Origin of the sequence: Citrobacter sp. MGH103, from assembly GCF_001034475.2 — a bacterium.
In the GTDB taxonomy this organism is placed as follows: domain Bacteria; phylum Pseudomonadota; class Gammaproteobacteria; order Enterobacterales; family Enterobacteriaceae; genus Citrobacter; species Citrobacter freundii.
On the sequence record NZ_CP073044.1, the window covers coordinates 158,916 to 179,779 of the forward strand.

Sequence of the window (20,864 nt, forward strand, 5' to 3'; positions counted from 1 at the left end):
AAACGTTTAATTGTAATGGATAGTCGAATTGGGTATACTTTCGGGAAGTACTTCAATTCATAATATACCCATGACTGAACTCGTTGAAAGTAAGCTGTGCCGAAAATGCAAGACTCTGAAGAGCTTGTTAGACTTCGGAATTGACCGTAAAAGTAAGGATGGCCATAAGACTCGCTGCCGCCAGTGCGTAGCTGGCGAAAACCGGTTGTATAAATTGAATAACCGCAATGTAGTCAATGCAGCCAAGAACCGGTATCGTCAACGCCATACCGCCGAAATGGCCGACTATATGCGTTTGTATCGTGCCAGGGTCCGTGGAAGCCAGCTGGCTGACCGCCACCGTCAGCACCTGGAGTTTCACAAAGAAGTGAATATTCAGCTTCAATTTAGGCTCGGAGCCATCATGGCCTCTCAGTTACTTCAGAATGACAAAACTATAGAGATTGAAAAGTTACTTTTAAAGTACCTTAAATCGCCTGAATCTGCTTCCGGAAGAAAGGCTCTTAATGAAGCTAGGGGAATCGCTTTCAGAGCGAAAATATCATATGAGGCGTTCAATACTCTTTTGAATACATTGAACAGATCACGAATTTAGATGCCCCGTTAGTATAAATCGTGTTTCTAAAGGCTTTCGTATGTTTAAAAAAGGAAAAAGCTTAATAGCTTTTAGTGATTAAAATTACTATGCAGGCGAAATAAATGAGCAGATTTTATGATTTCAATGCGTTAGAACTAATGGAAATGGCCCCCATATCTATCTTCAGTCGTAACAAAAATACTGAGATTTTCCTGGATGATCAATTATTAGAGCAGGAACGTCGCCATTGCCTGTCGGTTCATATTTTTTGCAGAAAGCTCGAAAGATTTGAAGAAGAATTTAACAGCAATAAAAGTTCCAGAAATCGCTTGGTTAAGTTCCTTGAATCACAAGAATGCGATTTTATCTATGATATAGCTAAAGAGTGGTCATCTTACAATTTCCAAAAAGTTCCTCAAAGCACAACTTATACGTACTTGAAAACACTTGTCGAACACATCAACGAACTCAAAAGTAAGTTTGGCATTATGAGTTATGCCACTTATCACAACAATTACATTCATAACTTAATTACGACAATCAATGAAAACCTCGTAAATATTAATTATGATTTATCCCTTATTACATCAACAAAGCGAAATTGGAATCTTTATCGAACTGAATTCGGACTAATTCTAGCGAACGGGATTAGGAAAGTATTACTTATTGATAAATTAGAACATTTGAAAAACAAAGATCTTAAGCCGGGACTTATTTTCTTCATTACAACGCCAGTGTCACAAGATGTCTTGCAGGATTTATTTTCACGTCACCAGCCTTACATTATGATTTATAGGAATGAAAAAGGCATTATAAAAACAGTTGAACCACTTCATCTGCTTACCGATGCTCTTTATGAAATCATTTCACTGGCTTCAAACATTAAAAATAAAGACTCAATGTTCTTTGAACCTAAAAATAAGTTAACCTCTATTATTGAAGAATTGTTTGAGCTCCAGAACCTTTTTGAAGAATACATGCGCCAGAGTTTTATGCAGGTCAGATTAAGTGAAAGAAACACACAATATATATATAATAAAATCAGATCACTTAAACATCAAGCCAATCATCTTGAGTTTGGAAATACAGAAAAAATACGGACGCTCGCTTTTAAACTAGGTGTATTAGCTGATTCATTTAATAATTACGATGTTAAAAGCAAGACAATCGACCTTCTGCCTAATACTATTTTCACTGGCATTCAGAACATTACCAGCAACAGTAATTTGTATCGTGTGAAAAACGACATTCTGTTTTATGAAAATAACCTTACAGCATCATTATTAACCTGGTTGAAAGCAAGCCTTGAACTTAAAAAGTTTATGGTGGTCCAGGAAGATCAGATCGCAAACGGGCGAAGTGATATTTCTATTTTCTCTTCAGGTGTGAGAGTTTGCATTATCGAATCCAAGTTAATACAAGAACATTCCACCGAAGTGCCAATAAAATCTGTAATAACAAAAGGAATATTTCAACTTTATACAAAGTATTCAGACTCTGTTGCTCAGTCATTTATCGTTCCGCCTGACCTATATCTGGTGTTATTCTGCTTTGACCATAAATTTGTGAATATTCGTAAACACACTGAATCAGCGCTTGAAGACTACCAAAAAGAAAACAGAAATATTAAACTTGAAATGATGCACAGCACCCATCATCAAACCATACGCTTTAGCTTGCGAGAGTCTGGCGGAATATTTGCGGATAAAGTCGTTTATATTAACTTAACTATAGCAAATCTCAGGACAAAGGATAAAAATTGAGAGACACAATGGTAACAGTGAATAACACACCTATACATCTCTCTGACCTTAATGATGCCTTTTTAGCGGTAGACAGTGCAAAGCTGGAATGCGATGGGCATACTTTAATGCTCAGCCATGCCTTGATGGAGGCTAAGATCCCACATCTTCGCTTCCTTGGGAAAGTTACCGTTAAGGGATGTGATTTTGTGCTCTCCCCCCACTTATGGTTGCAAATCGACGGCTTCACGGTGGACTACCGCCTCCGGATGTGGATTAACCTTTTCTGTGGCCCAGATAAAGCCTCAGGGGCGCCCCATGGCATTTTCAGCAGCCTTCATTACCCGAAGCATCATTATGAACCACTGAGGCCAGCACCGTGTAATCTACTAGCCCCAAATCTGCTCGATTTAATTACCGATGGATTCGCCTCAAAAATCTGCATCCCGGAATCTACGTTGGCATGGTATTCGACAGGACAAATGAAATAATGTTATCCGGTAAATAGTAGATAACTCCGGTCGTTAGGAAAATTGGCTTTGATAGGGTTACTTCAGTTCTTTTAGCCACGACTTTCTTTCAAAGGATGAATGTGAAAATATTCCCGTTTGAGGTTCAAAACTCTATAGCCGTTTTGAACCATCTCAGATTGTAATTTTACCATCGAGCTCTTACTGGCGAAGGTTCCAATGGTGAATGCGGTAAATCTGCTTAACGGAACCATTCCGGATGTCGCATACGATCAGCTTTAATAACTTGCGTGTTCAATTCAATGACTTCCGTCGGTGTTAAAATTAAGGCATCTGGATTCGAAATTAATGGTCGTAGAACCACCTCCCCTTTTTTATCATCTTTAGAACCGTAGATATTAATTAGAAAATGCATGCGTTGATTTAATTCTGATTGACTTACCCATTGCCTAAAAGTCATCGTTTGCTTTACATAATTAATAATAAGAGGGGCCAATTCAGTTTCTTCCGTTTGTGACAAAGCCTTTTTATTTGACATTTTCTTAAGGATTTTACCTAGCTTTGCCACACACATATGAATGCTTAACGATGTGGAAATTTTAGTGGTGTTAAAATCCTCCTGTGAAATGGAAATCAATCCAACATACTGTTTATAACAATCGTAGACATAAATAAAGTGTGATGTAAATGGGGTTGAATGATTAAAAACCCCCAAATTCCAGCCATATTGCTCTACTGTTAAAGAACTAAAATCTTTGTCGTTAATGCTCATTTATACTCCTAAGCGTCATAATTTGATTGAACTAGATTGTACGAAAGCTGAGTTCTAACCTTTGTTTTTATTTCCAAACAAATATACCACATCCTATATCCATCTCTAATAACCTCAACAACACAATTTCTGAGTTTAATTATTTTCATGAAATCAATAATTATGGTTTGTTACCTAGTAGTTAAAGATGGTTGGACGACTTCATGAAATTTTAGAAGCCTTCTGTCCGAACTGAAAACCCTTGCGACTCAGAATAGATTCATGTTAAAACTCGATAATGTACTTTCACAAATTTTCGTATTTTCCTTATTCGAAAGGTTTTTATTGATCTGTGTGAATCAAGTGCTTTGTTCAAGGTACTTGTTACCTGATACTAAAATTATTTTAAACGGGATTCTAGCCTTACCATTGTTCTGTTTACCGGAGACATTATTCGTGACTGACAAGACATCTATTTTAGTTCTTACGCCAATCCTGGAGCTTGCAGAAGAAGCCCATAAGTCCTTAAAAGAGAACCTTAAGGAAATTGGAACAAGTGACACAACCGGAACATGCATGTTCGCATGTATATTGGTTTGTAAATTTGCACGACTCAGAGGCATGGTCGCAAGTATACGCGGCGGGAATGGTACAGATAATGGAGGTCTTTTCAATGAGTATGGAGGACATGGCCACTACTGGTGTGAGCTGAGTGCTGGAGGAATGACTTTTTATATCGATATTGCTGCCGAGCAGTTTGGATACCCTTCTTTCATTGTCAAAAATGCCAATGACGTGTCGGACTTTCCGCGATATATCCCCGGCAACCAAGCTACAGTAGATGAACACGTGAGGCTTGCGTACACTGAAGGGATTCAATAGCCCTGCATTTTGTACCAGTTAATGTCAGTGCAATTCTTACTGTCCCATACAGTTTATGATGCCGCTGAACTTCCGCGCAAAGTTCCTCAAATGGATGAGCGGGATTGAAAATAAAGAGATTTAAAAGCGGGTAATTGAGTTATAAAGGAATGTTATTTATGCATTCTTGAACCAAATACACCGCTTCAGAATGGATCGCCGTAATCTTACATTGTAGGACTTTTCTTCCAGCTACCAATTTGTTCATGAATCTGTCTTTCAATTCTTTCCACGTGAGCATATAGCTCAGTGTAACCAGGCAGATTTTTGCCAATATCACCTTCCCACTGACGCGTTAGCAGGCTGACTTTATCTTTAAGCGTGGATAGCTGATTGAGTTGCTTTTTGGCAATCACAATCTCTTCCGAGTATAAATTTTTCTTAGCCATAACAGTACCATACTTCATAAAATTTAACTTAGGTAACGACGGCTATCTTTTAACACAATTCATCAGTATTGCAACATCTAAGTACATTTTAATCATATGCAAATTATGGATTGGCCAGTATCCAGCACTGTCCCCGTGATGTATTCATGTTAGCATATCTCCCGCTGCGCTTACTTACCTTTGGAAAGTTACTTTTTTCCGAAGCACCTGCTAATAAGATACCGTCATAGTGTTATGCATAAAGTTATATTTATTGTTCAGTATGATTTATTTATTTCCATACTGAACTTTTAGCTTAATGTTGCTCACTTAGCTTCGGGCTCTGATGACGTAACGCTTTACACCTTCAGGCGGTTCGGGCCAATCTGAATTTTCTCGGGACTGATAATTACGGTTTCTGTATTTGATAAATGCCTCAGCCTGCTCGATATTATCCAGCCTATACTGAAGGAATTTAAATGCGTCATGAGGCATATTCCCTGTAAGATCTTCAGCAGTATATGAATCACCCGTCACATCATACCAGTGACAAAGTACCACTTTCTTACCGTCTGCATCATAGATCGCGTTAAAATAATCACTCTCAAATTCATAGACATTGACGGGTTGATAACCGTCTCCGGGCTCCTGCCTTGTGACTTCATTAAAATTTGGTAGGCCATCATCATCCAGCAAATCCGGCGTCAGATAAACTTTATCATTCCGACTGACCATTGCCATGTGACATGCCCATTGATCATTCAGCATTGTCGGGAATTCCTTTAAATCACCGGCATGCCAGTTAACAATCTCTTCTGGCCGTTTGACAACAAACCGCTCCAGTTTCTTTGCCTTTCCTTCAAGCAACACAAACCTCAGACCTGAGTTTTTCTCTGCCATCGACAGGACCCTTGCTCGCGCTTTATCCGGGCATTCATACCAACTGGTATACAACTCCAGCAACAGCTCCCGTGTGTCATCATCCCCTGCCCGGGCATACATCCATTGCTCCGTTGAGCATGTCCCTAATGCAATTAGCTGTAATGAGTTTCGTGACTTAATCAAGCCAACCGGGAGGAACATATCCGGGGTTGTTACGTATTCCGCGCCAGAGTTGGAGTTGCATGCAATATAAGCATCTCCCCACATCTCAAAAAGATCGCTATATTCCTCATGTCCCGACTTGCCCATGGCCCCTTTCAGTAATTCCGCACCTTTTTCGCACATTTCAAATAGCTTTTGTTTTTCGGCCCACGAACTGAATACCGGTTTCATGGAGTACCATTTCCTAGACTGCTCCTCATCTTCCCAAAGGGTAATTTCGGATGCCGAACGCTCCGGCATAGAGACCCAGGATCTGCTGGTTTCCCGAATGTTTCGTTTTCCGGTTGCATAGACAACACGATGGACCCACGCATGAGCTTCAAGTCTGTTATCACACTCATAGGGTTTAGGCGCGATAAACGCGACGTAATTCCCTGACGAGTTGACCCCGGCCCGAAGCAGTTGCGATCCGGACGCAGTTACCTGCTCCTGAATGACCGATGCCATTTCGCTTGCACCCTGAGTGAGCCTGTAAAGTTGATTCAGCAGGGCCTGGCGCCCTTTTTCGAAACGCATTCCATCATCAAGCGAAACGCCACGGTTACCGGTCTTCCATGAAGCAATGCACTGATGAATCAGTTCATGAATGTTCACCGGCAGGCGCAACCCCGAATCCTGCATTGCAGTCAGCAGATATTGCCGGTGCGGCAATTCTCTTTCACGTTCCTGCTCCAGGAATTTGATTGCGGCCTTAAAAAATCGAATGTAAAAAAGGTGGTTACTCCGGAATTTGCGCTGCTGGATAAAACGGTTCAGTTCCTCCGGGCCCACTGCATCCAGGCACAGATATGCAAGCTCTGCTTCTCCCCGGCGCCACGGCCTGTAGCCAGAAACGTTTACCTTACAGTTAAACATCTTATCTGTTCTGTAGCGCTTCACCGCCACATCAACTGCCAGACTATCTCCCTGACGATACACAACCGCAGCAGAGACATTATTCTCTGGTTCAGCGATGAAGGAGTACCCTGAATAGCTGCTGTCCTCTTTGACGGCACCAGGTGCTGTTCTGGGGGTCATAAGCTCACGCCAGTTGCAGAGCAGCCGCGAGCCCGGTTGCATATAGGAGTTTTTTTCACTAATAAATTCATCGAGCGTCTGCGAGTCTGGTGATGCCAGCAGCCCTGTGCCGTCTTCATCGTGCAGAAAATGGAAGTACCGCTCCTGGAAGCTCAGATTCAGGAAATTAGCCTTTTCATGCTTGGGATAGAACTGACCAAAGAGAGCCAGCCGCTGGTCAAGACCAAACAGCATGATAAGCAGACGTCGGTAATGCAGAGCCATCAGGTCATGGGATTTGAGACGATCGGTATAGGCCACATCTTCAAATTTGATGGTGGTACCGTCAAACCCACGAAAGTGGCCCTGCTGCTCATCTTCAGACGGAAATAACCGTGATGCTCCAAGATGGCTTTCCACCGGGGAATAGATTTGTTTGATGTTTTGCCCGTTGCGGACCATCAGAAACACGATGCTGTTCTTTTCATTGTATTCTGAATTCGCCCAGGTATCACCATAGTCAATAAATCTGCGGGTGGTTACCATGACGAGTACACATCGCTCAGTCGGAAAAATTTGCTCCACCAGCCCAGGGTTATCTTTTAGCGCCTTGTGGAATGCGGAAAGACTCCTGAAATCAAAGTGTTCGTCGATGTCACACCAGGCTGAAAGTTCCTCATCCACTACGAGCTTCTTCTGACACAGCGTCAGCGGAATGCTGCTGTCAGCTGGCTCGCCTTCAGCAATATCGACTACCGTCACGTTTTTGCCGACGAATAATTCCAGCGTGAGAACACCGGCCTGAATTTTGTTAGCCTGCTCAATGCCCTCCTGCGTTCCGGCCAACTTGGCAGCGGCCAGCTCCGCATAATACGGATGCATTTTCTCCAGCGCCCGGGTAATAGCACCGGTACGCGACGTAATAATGTTAGCTACGGCACCGGCAATCTTCCCTTCCCGTTCCGCGACTTTCGCCATCAGAGAAACCTGAGCTTCGGAAATTCCCTGAGAAAGGGCATTCTGCACCGTACCCAGCGCCATGGTAACTGCGGCATCTTCTGCATTTCTGACGACCGGAAGCATTCTGTCGTCTGACTCGCCCCCCCTTTTACTGGCCTCTTCGTCTTCGATCCTTTTCATAGCCAGTTCCCGGAGATCTGAGGGATTTTTCAGTGTTTCGGTGAGACGCATTTGCAGGTCAGCAACCTCGTCCTGAATGCCTTTGAGCTCTGACTGACGGATCGATTCATGGTCGGGCTGATATTCAAACAAGGCGAGAAAATCGGCCGTCAGAAACCGATGTTCATTCAGTTTCTTGTCTTTCGTTGATTTTGAGCCGTTCTCAGCAACGACTTCAACGTTTACCCATTCCCCGTAGTGCCGAGGGTGGGCACGAAGGATGACGGTATGCAGATTGTCATCCACGTACCGCAACGAGTTGATGAGGAGTGTATCCCCGGCCGCAATCGCCTCTGCCGGAATATCGACGAGGGCGGACCAGTATTGCCCCGCCAGCAGAGAATGAAAACGTTCAAGGCGATCAATGTTAGTTTTGCTGACCAGGCCACCCATTCACTATACCCTCCGAATTTGTTTGTTATAAGCATCATACCAGATTGGATTGTCAGCCAAATAACCTGAAGTACGGGAAGAGGTAAAATAATTAAAATTGAGCCTGTCCAATTTATCAGTTTTGAACATGTGGATTAAACCTTCGTTAATTAAATCATCGGGGAATGACTTCATATATTACATAGGAAGGAGTTGAATAGCCCATTAAGTCATATATTTTAGAGACAGAAGCTTAACGGGCGAAATGTTTTTTTACAGTCAACCAACGTCAGATCATTTTTTGGACTGAACGATTTCCCAGTATCTCTCGTTAACACTGGTTTCACAGCGAGAAGGTATGTCAGACGGGGATCTTGATCGAGTAACAAATGCCTCGATTACATTTTTCCCTTCATCTGACACTTCGGCATCAGGTAATCTTCTAAGAGTCTCGTTTAGTATCTTAGTAGCCCCATCTCTCATCTTAACTGGATTAGTTTCTCCGAGAAGTTCACCACACATTTTTGAAACAGCTGTTGCGTGCCCAAAGACAGGTACTGGATCACTTTTTTTATTCTGTGTTTCGCTGGCATGAACAGAAAATACCAGTGAAAATATTCCTGCCAATACGATGCATTTAATTTTCATTTGTTTCTCCATGACTATCACCAAGTTAAAAACATAATTTTTATACCACAATATTTTCTCAACCATAAACAGCTATTTCTGGTTGTGGATCATAATTATTTCATCCCGGCGTTAAACTGACGCCGGGAACAGAATCCGGCCGGAATTTTCAAGGCATAGATAAATTGTTATCACGCCAATATTGATGCATGCCTGCAACCCATTGTTTCGAGATTGCCGACATCGTCTCTGCCAGGACACGCATACATTCAGGTGTGAATAACCGGACTGGCTCCCCCAAATCGTCACTCACAGTGATGATGTGCTCCAGGATGTTCCCGTGACATAAATTGTGACGAACCCTCACGATTTCCGCATAGGGCCTTTTCGGGGCACCTTCAGCAATCTTGGTCAGCAGATCCTGCTCCTCGGGAAACGCCAGCAGCGTCACCGGCATACCAGCCATGTGCGCCCTTCTCATTAGGGCATTACTGAGTGTGGCCATATCACTTAAATCCACCAGCGTTGCGGCTGGCTGCGAATGCGCCTGTGACTCCATCAGTTCAAGCGTCACCCTCAGTGAGGTTTCAATCCCGTTCAGGAAAGTTGTACAGGCAGCCAACCACAATTCAGCGTGAGTTGCCCGGGTAGCCTGGTCAAAAAAACAATCAATAACGGCTGTCGTGCTGTACGGCCAGTATGCTTCCAGGTCCCGTAACTGTGCCATGTGCTTCTCTAACGCCTCTGCAACCTCTACATCTACATCTACCGGATCGAAATCGTCGGTATCGATAGTCATAGGTAAATCCTGTTGTCAGTATCGTGAATGAAAATCCGCTGAACCATATCATACCCTTACATAAAATATGGCTTAGCGCCATTATATCTTTCCTAAATGCAGCGCCAGAGAGAACAGTTGCTAAACGCCAAATGAATCAGAACAACTGTTCCACGAACAGCCAGGTTGTGGGCCACAATTAGTTGACCACGGCATGGATAACAAGATGCAGTGTAAGACTGCGAGATCTTCATGGTCCAATCCAATTCTGACATGCTTTGAGTCACCCTCGTCAGATGATAAAATATGGAAAATTTATCTAATTCAAAAAGGGCTGCTTGTGGATAATTCATTTCGTGCAGAAATAAAGGTTCTTTCCGTTTTCGACTTTGATGGAACTCTTACCCGACATGACAGCTTTATCCCCTTTTTGCGCTTTGCCTTCGGTAACAGTGTCTTCACCCGCCGGTTGGTTAAACTCGCTCTTCCTACCCTGCGGTGTTTGAGTCGCAAACTAACTCGTGATGAACTCAAAGAAATTTTAATATCAACGTTTCTCACTGGTATCGAGGAAAAGTGGGTCAAGGAGAAAGCTGAAGCCTATTGCAACCTTTATTGGGGGCGTCTGATGAGAGCATCAGGCCTATTGGCCGTGGCAACGGAAGTTTCTAACAATGTTGAGGTGACACTCTGCTCAGCCTCACCGAGGCTTGTACTTGCTCCGTTTGCTGAACGACTGGGGATCAAGCTCATCGGTACAGAGCTGGAAAGCGTTAATGGTATCCTGACCGGGCGCATTACAGGGCACAATTGTCGTTGCATACAGAAAATTAACCGGCTGGAGTCTATTTACGGACCATTAGATCAGTATCATCTTCGAGCCTGGGGGGACACTCGGGGCGATTATGAATTGCTGGCAGCCGCCAAAGATGCCCACTGGCGGCACTTCCATCCTCGTTGGGACAGAAAAAAAGCTTTTATACACCGCTTAAAAAAGGAGTCGTTCAGGGTCTAAAATCGCACAACATGAACGTTTTAAATAATATACCGGGGCTAGCTTTCACAGTTGTCCATGACCAGTGTTTGGCCGTTGATACCTTTAAGACCCAGCTGGCTGGGTCTCTCGCCAGAGCCCTCTAATTAAGCTTTATCAGGAAGCAAGCTAAAGGATATTTAACCTTTTTGTTTCATCTATCCACGGTCTAAATTCTTCCAGTAAGTTATCGTATAATTTTTCATCGCTGATAGAGCCGAAGTCATCCATTGCAAAGAAATGGGTGTTATCAACGCGGCGGTCTGTAAAATCATCCAGGTTTTTCAGGATTCCGTAGCTAGATCCACCGAGGCCGACAAATTTCCAGAAGATCGGGAAGTTGGCTGAGCGCCGGATAGCATTCTTAATTGCTCCGGTCTTGCTTATCCCGCCATCGGTAATAAACACTATGTAAACCGGGATTTTTGAGTCTTTGAAGTAGTCGACAATTTCTTCCATTACCGGTGGTTCATTGTTAGTCCCACCAAGCCCCGGCAAATTTTCCCAGGCTGAACGCTTTCCGGATCCACGAATGGTCTGAATGTAATCGTCAAGGTTATCCAGAGTGACATTTGGATACTTCTTATGCTTCTCTCCAAAGCCCCAGACATCCATTTCGCCATCGTCATCGAACTGGGCGGCAAGGACGGCGATGCGATCCAGCACGGACTGAACGTTACCCTTACTGAACTGGCCACTCATTGAGCCGGACGCGTCAAGAACAAACGCAACTGCTGCCTCCAGGGTTTCCAGTTTATTTTTAGTGAGGCTGACTGAGGCCTTTTTAGCGAGACTTATAAGTCGCGGAGATTTTGTTTCGAGCTTCTTTTCCAGACTGATACGAGCAGGTTGTGCTGGCTGCGGAGCTGTCTGTGCAACATCAACACCATAACTCATCGCCAGGGGCTCAAGCCCACCGTTGAAACCGAGGCCAAGCGCCCGTAGCTTCCAACTGCCGTTATGGCGATACACCTCCGCCACGATAATAGCTTTCTCGCTGCGCCCTGCTGTTTCGGGATCAAACGATGCAATACCGGAGGCCTGCAAATTCAGATTCTGCAAGCCTGTAATAGTATCGCTTCCGTCTATCACGAGGGTTATGGCGATTTTCTGAACAGCCGAGGAAACGCGGTTAAGATCAATATGTACGCTTGATTGCTGCGTCCCTGCCGTCAGTTTTAAAGCCCCCTCCGGTGAACTCAGGTTATTGAAAAAGATGAAATCGTTATCACCGCTCACCTTACCTTGTGCGTTGAGCATGAAAACGCAGGTGTCGGGTTCGCCGTTAAAACCGGGACGTACCGGGTATCGCAAATTAAGAGTGACTGATGATGAAGATAGAAGGATATTTTGACCTGACTGTAATTGCATGACTCTGTTCCTTGTTTAGTAACCGTAGTCTCTGCCACCCTTTACCCGGGTTCTGGCCTGAAGTGCTGAAATACACTCATCGCGCTTTTGCTTGTTCGAAAAGTTGATGCGTCGGGATCCGAAATCACCATGGATATAGAAGTTGACACCTTTCTCGCGTGTGATATTCGATATTTTTCGAATCTCAATGCTGTCTTGCTCACCCATCCTGCTCAGAAACTTGAGACGAAGCCAGTCACCCAATCCCATATTGCCTAAATCTGCTGGAAGAATTATCGTTCTGTCATTGTCGTTAAAAATTATACCGAAATATTCTATGGCGATGCGTTCCGCCATTTTTTTCATTGGCCAGATCATTACAAGTGGATAGAGAACGAACATAACTCTTGCTATATAATGTGATATTTCTGGCGATACAAATTTGACGGGAAGCGCACTGAGTTGCAGAACGAGCACTGCTGAAACCACAATAACTGCGATAGAGGCACTTAACGTTTTAAAAATGACGCCAATATCATATACACGTTGAATGTTGGGGATAGCTGAATATTTTCTTTTTAGCTTTCGGTAGAAAAACATCCCGAATATCAGAAACGGCAGGAACACAAAAAAAGCCACAATAAAAAGTAGTATTACTGCTGAACCATCATCTTTTTTCTTTGCCATGTGCTAACACCTATAAAAAACCCCGGTGACAGCACCGGGGTTGAGTTTATTTTTATTATTAAATATTCACGCCGTGCTGGGTTGCCAGTGCAGATAACCCGCCAGCAAAGCCCTGGCCGACAGCTTTAAACTTCCATTCAGCGCCATGGCGGTACAGTTCGCCAAAGACCATTGCAGTTTCGGTTGAGGCGTCTTCAGACAGATCGAAACGAGCAATTTCCGCGCCGTTGTCGTTGTTGTACACGCGCATGAAGCTGTTGCTCACCATGCCGAAGTTTTGTTTACGCGCTTCTGCATCATAGATGGTAACGGCAAACACCAGTTTTTTGATGTCTGCTGAGACTTTGGTCAGATCGATTTTGACCTGCTCATCGTCGCCGTCGCCTTCACCGGTACGGTTGTCACCCTGGTGCTCTACCGCGCCATCAGGACTGGTTTTGTTATTGAAGAAAATGAAATGGGCATCTGACAGCACTTTACCGTCTTCGCCTACTGCAAATACGGAAGCGTCCAGGTCAAAACCCTGACCGTCGGTTACACGGGCATCCCAGCCCAGGCCAACCATAGCGACATTCATGGTTGGTGCTTCTTTGGTCAGAGATACGTTGCCGCCTTTTACGAGAGAAACTGCCATTTTAAGCTCCTGCAAACAGTTGAATTAGGGCTGAATAAACAGCCCCGGATAAGAAAAGTAACTTTTCGATCAGGACGCGTTAATACCGTACTGAGCACATACAGATGCCAGACCACCAGCATAACCCTGGCCTACTGCGCGGAATTTCCACTCACCATTGTGACGATACAGCTCGCCAAACAGCATGGCGGTTTCAGTGGACGCATCTTCGGTCAGATCGTAGCGAGCAACTTCAGTCTGGTTATCGTCATTTACCAGGCGAATAAACGCACCGGATACCTGACCAAAGCTCTGGCGACGAGCCTGAGCATCGTGGATAGTCACAACGAAAATGATCTTGTCAACTTCAGACGGGACGGCGTCCAGTTTAATTTTCAGCGATTCATCATCACCATCGCCCTCACCGGTGCGATTATCGCCGGTGTGCGTTACGGAACCGTCCGATGACGTCAGGTTGTTATAGAAGATGAAATCTGAATCGCCGCGCACTTTGCCATTTGCGGCCAGCAGGAAAGCTGAAGCATCCAGGTCAAAGTCCTGACCGTCTGTTGAACGCGCATCCCAGCCAAGGCCCACCAGGACGTTTTTCATTGACGGAGCTGCTTTACTCAGGGAGACGTTCCCGCCTTTGGAAAGAGAAACACTCATAAAATAACCTCTTCGATTAGTAATTGTTCAGGTTAACACTTCAGGGGATCAGCTCCCCTTTTCCTCAGATTCAGGTTTGCCCGGGAACATGACGCTTGCGAGAATGCCCAGCGCCAGAACACCCAGTACAACATACAGGCTGGTTGTGGCCGCGATGCTGTAACCATGATGCCAAATGTGATCGGTCGCATTCAGGCCCAGTTTTGCCGCGATGAAGAACAGCAGCACGATAACGGCCTTCTCCAGATGAACCAGGTACTGTTTCAGTGCTTCAAGGACAAAGTACAGAGTACGCAGGCCCAGGATAGCAAACATCATGGCACTATAGACGATAAGCGGTTCACGACTGACGGCAATGATTGCCGGTACCGAGTCAAACGCAAACATAACATCCGATAGTTCAACCACGGCCACACACAGGAACAGAGGGGTCGCATACAGCGCCGCCTTTTTACCACGGCCAATGGTGACATCGCTGTTTTCTGGTTTCGCCAGTTCGGCATCCACTTCCTTCTGGTTAAGCAGGAAAGCATGACCTCTGAGCTTCGGCCAGATAGGGAAGAAGCGTTTAACCATGCGGTAAGCCAGATGCTGGGAATAATCCTCAATTTCATCATCGTCATCACCGCTTTTAAGCATCATGACCGCCGTCCAGGCGACGATGATAGCGAAGACAACTTCAACATACGGCCCCAGACTCAGCAGGCTCGTACCGATGGCGACAAAGATGCCCCTGAAGACGATGGCACCAATGATCCCCCAGTAGAGAACACGGTGGCGGTAACGATCAGGAACGGCGAACCAGGAGAAGATGGCCATCATGACAAACAGGTTGTCGACCGACAGCACTTTCTCCAGCGCATAACCCGTTACAAACAGGCTGGCAACCTCAGCACCGTGGTGGATGTAGAGGAAACCGGCAAATGCCATCGCAACCACAACCCAGAATACGGACCAGAGCGCCGCACTCTTCAGGGAAATGGGCTTGTCATCACGGTGCATAAACAGGTCAATAAAGATGGCACCGACTGAAAGCGCAATGAAAACAATGACCGTTTCAGTCGGGAAGCCGATGTGTGTGGAAACCATATTTTACCCTTAGGGATGTGGATCAGAGGCCAAATTCAGCCGGGTCGAAGCCCAACGCGATAGCGATCTCGCGGGAGGCCAGTTTCTCGTCCTGATCGAAGTTACCGTCACTTTTCGCAACGGCAATACCAACACGTAAGGCCAGCTGAGCGGCCTCAGGCTGATCTTTCAGCGCCAGGATGTATTTCATGGTTTCGCCCTTGCCGATTTCAACATCGAAATCGAAGCTTGAAACCAGTTTATTGAAGAACTCGATCACCTCATTGGTATCGAAGACCTTCAGCTCTTCTGAAGACCGAAGAAAGCCCATCATTTTCTGCTTTTCTTCCGAACTCACGCCGTCACTCGATACGGCAATACGGGCACATACAGCAACGGTGCCGTGCATAAATTTTTTGTTTTTGAAACGACCAACCTGGCGGGTCAGTTCGTCCCGGCCAGAGTTTATGGCACCTTTTACCTTGTCGAAAAAGCTCATACCTGTTTCCTTTGTTGCTGTGTTATTTAGAACCGGCGCTCCAGCGAAATCCCCAGCCAAATGCCCGGTCCATTTCGTCCTGGCCTTTGAAGTACTGGTTGATACGCTCGACTTTAATCGCGCCGTTTTCATTTACGAGTCTGGCAATGGCGCACAATGTGCGACGGTTTTCACCTTCGGTGAGGCGGGTCTCAATGGGAGGCTGATCCGGCACATGAATGGTGACCACACCATCAGTCTTGTCCCAGCTGGGAATACCTTCATAAATAAAGGCGTAAATCAGCACTTCACGGATATGCTTCCATTCCCGGCCATTGATATGCAGCCACTCGCCGTCTGATACATCACCCGTCCGGTCATCGCCCTTGAGCTGAACATAAGGCTCATCGCGATAATTACCGAATGCATTACCCAGCGCCTGAATGACCGATTTATACCCGTCCTGAAGCTCAACAAATGCCCCAAGATCCAGGTCGATTCCTTTGGAGCCGAACATGCCTGCGAAACCCGATTTGCCGCTGCCCCGGTGCCAGTTCAGGTTGATCCGGATTTCACCGAAGTTATCCCGTTTGGTCAGGCTGATTGCTGGCTTCTCTTTTGTCAGAGATACCTTACTCAGGCTGATTTTTGTCTCAGCTGGCGGAGGGGTTGCAACCGGAGGGGTCGGGGCGGCGGGAGCAGGTTCGTCGGCAATATTTACGCCGAAATGCTCTGCCAGCGGTTTAAGACCACCGTTGAACCCCTGTGCAACGAAGCGGAATTTCCAGTCATTATTACGACGGTAAAACTCACCCAGAATTAAGGCTGCTTCCTGACGGCCGCTCAGTTCGACAATGCCGCTAACCAGGCCGGTAGCCCCCTGCTCCACGTCGATGGAAAGATTACGAAGACCGGACACCGTCTGCCCACCGTCACAGGTCACTGTGAACGCAATTTTCTGGACATCAGATTTCAGCCGGTTGAGCGCGACAGTAAAAGTTGAGTACTGGCCTTCACTGACCAGGCTGACGGTACCATCATCGTTGCGTGGCTGACCATAGAACACCATGTCCGCATCACCCTGCACCTTCCCGTCGGCATACAGGCGAAACGCCGAAGCATCCACCTGACCGCCCGAGGTGATCCGGACCCGCAACTCCTGGGCTGGAACGGGGGCATTGCCCCCCGGCGTCAGGTTCATTAGCGAATAACCGCTGAAACGATATCGGAGTGCATATCGTCAATTGTGCGGCCGCGACAGGCATGGCCAAGGGCGGTAAAGTCCCAGTTGCCGTTATTACGACGCAGCGAAGAAATAACGATCCCGGTATGTGAGCCCTGCTCAGTCAGCTTGTAGCGAGCCAGCTCTTTGCCGGTTTGATCGACCACGCGGCAGAATGCGTTTTCGACGTCATTGAACGACTGACCACGGAAGCTGTTAACCGTAAACGCCAGGTATTCAACGTTTGCAGGCAGACGGGAGAGGTTGACCTTAATCACTTCATCGTCGCCGTCACCCTCACCGGTCAGGTTATCGCCACTGTGCACAACAGCTTTGCAGGTGGATTCCAGTTTGCGGAACCAGATGGTGTCAATTGTTTTACCAGTGCTGTCCATTAATACGCAGCCAGCATCGAGATCGATTGAGTCGTTGCCACCTAACAGTCCGCCAAGAAAACCTTTTTTCTTAATCGGATCCCAACCGAGGCCGAATTGAAGCTGGCTTAATGCTGAAGATTCTTTGCTGAGTGATACCGTCTGGTTCTTACTTAATGAAACCATGTTTTATTCCTTAAAATGGTAATGACCGAGACAATCAAAGGGTTGTTTATTAACTGACGAAGAAAATCATATCATGATGAAGTTCTCTGACAAGGGAAATTTTGGTAGTTTTCTGTAAAAACACAAAATGAAATCCTTTTTAGGATGTCCTTATCTCTAGACTTGTATTAAATATCAATACTTTAACAGGGAACACAAAAACACTGGCACACTCCATAACCTCAGGAGTTATTAATCATATTATGATTGACATGTTGCGTAGACACTCATAGACTCACTTCTCAATCATAAATTTGCATGGCGTTCCGGATAATTAAAAAAAATGAACAAAAAAATTTGGTTTATGGAAGGTTTGTCCTCCCAGCGAGATATTATTCAGGGGGTAAAATCATTTGCACAAAAAAATAATTTTGCCATTACCGTTTTTGCCTCCCACCGTAACGAAAGAAATGAAATCCTTTCCGTTGCCGATTATTCTTTGACTGAACCTGAAGATCCTCAAAAACGTCTCCAGTTTATTCAGGAAACCATTCAGACCTACGGCATCCACCATATTCATACTGGCCGTAACAGCCAGTGGTTTGAAGAACACCGTTCAGCCATTGAATCGACCGGTGCCACCCTTACTACCGGTGCAACGGGCGTCGACTGGTTAACTCTGGCTGACGAAAAAGTTACTTTTGCTCAGTTTATGGAGCAAAAGGGTCTCCCGGTCGTACCATCCTGGCGGGTGAATACGCTGGCAGAATTAAAGACACACCTCGCGGCCCCGCCGTTCACTGACAGCCCGGTATGCGTGAAGCCGGTGACGGGTATCTATGGCATGGGATTCTGGCGCTTTGATGACAGTGCTTCGCCTATGGCCGTCTTTAATCATCCCGAACATCGTCTGGTCAGTCCGCAACAGTATATTGCAGCAGCATCAGCTGCTGAGTCGTTTAAACCCCTTGTTTTGATGCCGTACCTGCCAGGCCCGGAATTTTCCGTCGATATCCTCGCGGATAAGGGCGAAATACTCGCAGCCGTGGGACGCCGTAAGGAAGGGGCTATCCAGTATCTGGTAAACGAAGGAAGCGCCTGGGAACTGGCGTGTGACTGCGCCCGTGTTATGAAGGCCGACGGGCTGGTGAATGTTCAGACGCGAAACGATGTGAATGGCAACCCGGTGCTGCTTGAAACCAACATGCGTCCGTCAGGGGGGGTGGGTTATACCCTTCACAGCGGGGTGAACCTTCCTGGGTTATTTGCTGCCTTTAAGCTCGGTCTGATGTCTGAAGATATGGTGCGCCAGAGCGCTAAAAACACCTTTTCTCCGGTTGCGGTGAGATCCATTACGGATGTAATTGCATACCCGGAATCACTCTCTAACCTTCTGAATTAAGGCGTATTTATGTCTGACATCCTCGAAGATATGATTTATCGCCGTACCCTCTCATGCGGTACGATTCAGGTAACCCGCGACCAGGGTGAAGTTTCGCTCGATGACCTGTTTGATATCGCTGAAAGACGTAACCCGAAACGCGCCTTTCTGTTTGTCAGCAAAGTACTCGGCAGACACATTCCCGTGCCACCCTCAGTCATGCGGCAGGCCTATAGACAGCTTGCCAGCCAGTTCCCCGCAACGCTGACAGGGCCCGTACTCTTTATCGGTATGGCTGAAACCGCCGTTGGGCTTGGGGCCGGTGTGTTTGATGAAGTGCGCCACCAGCATCGTGAATCTGTATATCTGACCTCTACCCGTCACCCGGTTGATGGCACGTTGCTTTGCGAGTTCAAGGAAGAACACAGCCACGCCACTGATCATCTGATCTATCTGCCAGATGATGAAGAGAAAAGACGTCGTGTTACCAACGCGCGAACGCTGGTTTTGATTGATGACGAGGCAACCACCGGTAATACCTTTATTAACCTGCTTTCTGCCCTGCGTAATACCGGCAAGCTTCAACATATTGAACAGGTTATCGCCGTTACGCTTACCGACTGGAGTGGCAAAGCCTTGTCCGAGCGCAGCACCTTACCCGTCACTTCTGTTTCTCTTGTAAGCGGTCAGTGGGGATGGACCACATTACCAGATGCACCGGTCCCGGACATGCCGAAAGTCAACGTAACTTCACGCGGAGAATGGGACATCCAGGGGAAACAGTCATGGGGTCGACTGGGGATGCTCGCACCTGCGGCCGATCTCGGCCATGAGGTTTCCGTCCGCAAAGGGGAGCGTGTTCTGGTTCTCGGGACAGGGGAATTCGTCTGGGAGCCGTTCCTGCTTGCAGAACGGCTCGAAGCTGCCGGGGCAAAGGCATTTTACGGTTCGACCACCCGCTCCCCTATCGCCGTTGGTTATGCCATTGAGTCCGCCATTTCCTTTACGGATAACTACGGGCTGGGCATCCCCAATTTTGTCTATAACGTCGCCCACCAGCAGTTTGACCGCATTCTTGTGTGTACTGAGACACCCGCAGAAAGTATTGACGCGCAGCTTCTTAAGGCGCTGGCTGAGGTTGCGCCCGTCGTGGAGATTGTTACCTATGAATAAACCCGTTGTTCTGAGCGACCTTGACGACACGCTCTTTCAGACCCGTCGTAAAATGGTAGACGAGCTGGCCCTGGAGCCATTTCGTACCGGTGCCGTTGATCGCACCCTGAATCCACGAAGTTTTATGACAGAAGAACAGTCCATGCTGGTGGACTGGCTCCTTGAGCAGGCTGAACTCATTCCTGTTACCGCTCGGGGAACTGAAGAAATCAGCCGCGTCAGGATCCCTTTCCGCTCCTGGGCAATCACCACGCATGGGGCCGTCATTCTAACGCCAGAGGGAACGCCCGACGAGGAATGGAAGGCCCTTATGCTCGACCAGTTAGCGCCCTACCAGGAAAGGTTAGAGTCTATGCAACGTCTGATCACTGAAATGATGGACGCAAAGGGGATCAAGGCCTGGGCAAGGCTTAACTATGAATATGATGAAACTCCGGTTTATATGGTGATGAAACACCGGGACAGCACACGCCTCGATGAGCTCACTGCTATTGCTGATGAAATTGAAAAGGTGTTCTCAACGGAAGGTTTCTACATCCATCGAAACAGTAATAACGTAGCCTGGCTCCCCACGCCGGTTGAGAAGGGGCGAGCTGTCAGTTGGCTGCTCGAAAAGCTTCGCGCTGAGCGCGGGGTTTTCCCCGTAATAGGTCTGGGTGACAGCCTGAGCGATCACCGTTTTATGAAACTGTGCAGCTGGTTTGGCATTCCGCGACAGAGTCAGTTTGCAGAGGCCATTTCACAGCGAATTTTTGGAGAAGAATAA

21 protein-coding genes are annotated in these 20,864 nt (G+C 46.4%); 7 read left to right on the forward strand and 14 right to left on the reverse strand.

Annotated elements, in window-relative coordinates:
• Positions 1–127: 127 nt before the first annotated feature.
• Positions 128–385, reverse strand: a complete 258-nt coding sequence (locus tag SK33_RS24475) for a hypothetical protein (protein ID WP_103216141.1) — start codon at positions 383–385, stop codon at positions 128–130.
• A 314-nt stretch (positions 386–699) separates the two neighbouring features.
• On the opposite strand from SK33_RS24475, the gene SK33_RS24480 reads away from it, so the two are divergent.
• Both SK33_RS24480 and SK33_RS24485 read left to right on the forward strand, forming a co-directional pair.
• Positions 700–2,340 (forward strand): hypothetical protein, encoded by a 1,641-nt coding sequence (locus SK33_RS24480; RefSeq protein ID WP_032610443.1) that lies wholly within the window; start codon positions 700–702, stop codon positions 2,338–2,340.
• An 8-nt stretch (positions 2,341–2,348) separates the two neighbouring features.
• On the forward strand, positions 2,349–2,810 hold the full coding sequence (locus tag SK33_RS24485; protein WP_015062966.1) for a hypothetical protein: 462 nt from the start codon (positions 2,349–2,351) through the stop codon (positions 2,808–2,810).
• 220 nt (positions 2,811–3,030) lie between these two features.
• Here SK33_RS24485 and SK33_RS24490 read toward each other — a convergent pair whose 3' ends face one another.
• Entirely contained in the window at positions 3,031–3,561 is a 531-nt protein-coding gene (locus tag SK33_RS24490) for a hypothetical protein (protein ID WP_032610444.1), read from the reverse strand.
• A 261-nt stretch (positions 3,562–3,822) separates the two neighbouring features.
• Between SK33_RS24490 and SK33_RS24495 the strand changes: the two genes are divergently transcribed.
• Positions 3,823–4,422 carry a hypothetical protein gene (locus SK33_RS24495; protein ID WP_015062969.1) on the forward strand — a complete coding sequence of 200 codons (600 nt, stop codon included), beginning with the start codon at positions 3,823–3,825 and terminating at the stop codon, positions 4,420–4,422.
• Positions 4,423–4,628: 206 nt separating this feature from the next.
• Here SK33_RS24495 and SK33_RS24500 read toward each other — a convergent pair whose 3' ends face one another.
• From SK33_RS24500 to SK33_RS24515, 4 genes are all read right to left on the reverse strand, one after another.
• Complete coding sequence (locus tag SK33_RS24500) at positions 4,629–4,850, reverse strand: hypothetical protein (RefSeq protein ID WP_032610446.1); 222 nt, start codon at positions 4,848–4,850, stop codon at positions 4,629–4,631.
• Between the two features lie 309 nt (positions 4,851–5,159).
• Positions 5,160–8,501 carry a hypothetical protein gene (locus SK33_RS24505; RefSeq protein ID WP_032610447.1) on the reverse strand — a complete coding sequence of 1,114 codons (3,342 nt, stop codon included), beginning with the start codon at positions 8,499–8,501 and terminating at the stop codon, positions 5,160–5,162.
• A gap of 273 nt (positions 8,502–8,774) precedes the next feature.
• The gene (locus SK33_RS24510) at positions 8,775–9,194 is read right to left on the reverse strand and encodes a hypothetical protein (protein ID WP_015062971.1); all 420 of its coding nucleotides are present in this window, start codon (positions 9,192–9,194) and stop codon (positions 8,775–8,777) included.
• Positions 9,195–9,276: 82 nt separating this feature from the next.
• The gene (locus SK33_RS24515; RefSeq protein ID WP_032610449.1) at positions 9,277–9,906 is read right to left on the reverse strand and encodes a hypothetical protein; all 630 of its coding nucleotides are present in this window, start codon (positions 9,904–9,906) and stop codon (positions 9,277–9,279) included.
• A gap of 313 nt (positions 9,907–10,219) precedes the next feature.
• Between SK33_RS24515 and SK33_RS24520 the strand changes: the two genes are divergently transcribed.
• The gene (locus SK33_RS24520) at positions 10,220–10,900 is read left to right on the forward strand and encodes an HAD family hydrolase (RefSeq protein ID WP_032610522.1); all 681 of its coding nucleotides are present in this window, start codon (positions 10,220–10,222) and stop codon (positions 10,898–10,900) included.
• Positions 10,901–11,047: 147 nt separating this feature from the next.
• On the opposite strand, the gene SK33_RS24525 is transcribed toward SK33_RS24520, so the two are convergent.
• The 8 genes from SK33_RS24525 to SK33_RS24560 form a co-directional block, all read right to left on the reverse strand.
• Entirely contained in the window at positions 11,048–12,289 is a 1,242-nt protein-coding gene (locus SK33_RS24525) for a vWA domain-containing protein (RefSeq protein ID WP_032610451.1), read from the reverse strand.
• A gap of 15 nt (positions 12,290–12,304) precedes the next feature.
• Complete coding sequence (locus SK33_RS24530) at positions 12,305–12,955, reverse strand: hypothetical protein (RefSeq protein ID WP_032610453.1); 651 nt, start codon at positions 12,953–12,955, stop codon at positions 12,305–12,307.
• Positions 12,956–13,013: 58 nt separating this feature from the next.
• A complete protein-coding gene (locus SK33_RS24535; protein ID WP_015062975.1) occupies positions 13,014–13,589 on the reverse strand; it encodes a TerD family protein in 576 nt (191 codons plus the stop codon).
• Between the two features lie 69 nt (positions 13,590–13,658).
• Positions 13,659–14,237 carry a tellurium resistance membrane protein TerD gene (terD, locus tag SK33_RS24540; RefSeq protein WP_015062976.1) on the reverse strand — a complete coding sequence of 193 codons (579 nt, stop codon included), beginning with the start codon at positions 14,235–14,237 and terminating at the stop codon, positions 13,659–13,661.
• Positions 14,238–14,285: 48 nt separating this feature from the next.
• Positions 14,286–15,326, reverse strand: coding sequence for a tellurium resistance membrane protein TerC (terC, locus tag SK33_RS24545; RefSeq protein ID WP_000255079.1), 1,041 nt, complete (start codon positions 15,324–15,326; stop codon positions 14,286–14,288).
• 22 nt (positions 15,327–15,348) lie between these two features.
• Positions 15,349–15,804, reverse strand: coding sequence for a tellurite resistance TerB family protein (locus SK33_RS24550; protein WP_000007448.1), 456 nt, complete (start codon positions 15,802–15,804; stop codon positions 15,349–15,351).
• A 22-nt stretch (positions 15,805–15,826) separates the two neighbouring features.
• Positions 15,827–16,984 carry a TerD family protein gene (locus tag SK33_RS24555; RefSeq protein WP_015062978.1) on the reverse strand — a complete coding sequence of 386 codons (1,158 nt, stop codon included), beginning with the start codon at positions 16,982–16,984 and terminating at the stop codon, positions 15,827–15,829.
• Positions 16,984–17,565, reverse strand: a complete 582-nt coding sequence (locus SK33_RS24560) for a TerD family protein (protein WP_015062979.1) — start codon at positions 17,563–17,565, stop codon at positions 16,984–16,986. The genes SK33_RS24555 and SK33_RS24560 overlap by 1 nt, the downstream gene beginning before the upstream one ends.
• Positions 17,566–17,887: 322 nt before the next feature.
• On the opposite strand from SK33_RS24560, the gene SK33_RS24565 reads away from it, so the two are divergent.
• Genes SK33_RS24565 through SK33_RS24575 form a run of 3 tightly spaced genes read left to right on the forward strand, consistent with a single transcriptional unit; the run spans position 17,888 to position 20,864 of the window.
• The gene (locus tag SK33_RS24565; protein WP_015062980.1) at positions 17,888–18,946 is read left to right on the forward strand and encodes an ATP-grasp domain-containing protein; all 1,059 of its coding nucleotides are present in this window, start codon (positions 17,888–17,890) and stop codon (positions 18,944–18,946) included.
• Between the two features lie 9 nt (positions 18,947–18,955).
• Positions 18,956–20,098, forward strand: a complete 1,143-nt coding sequence (locus SK33_RS24570; RefSeq protein WP_032610455.1) for a phosphoribosyltransferase domain-containing protein — start codon at positions 18,956–18,958, stop codon at positions 20,096–20,098.
• Positions 20,091–20,864 carry a hypothetical protein gene (locus tag SK33_RS24575; protein ID WP_032610456.1) on the forward strand — a complete coding sequence of 258 codons (774 nt, stop codon included), beginning with the start codon at positions 20,091–20,093 and terminating at the stop codon, positions 20,862–20,864. Before SK33_RS24570 ends, SK33_RS24575 begins: the two co-directional genes overlap by 8 nt.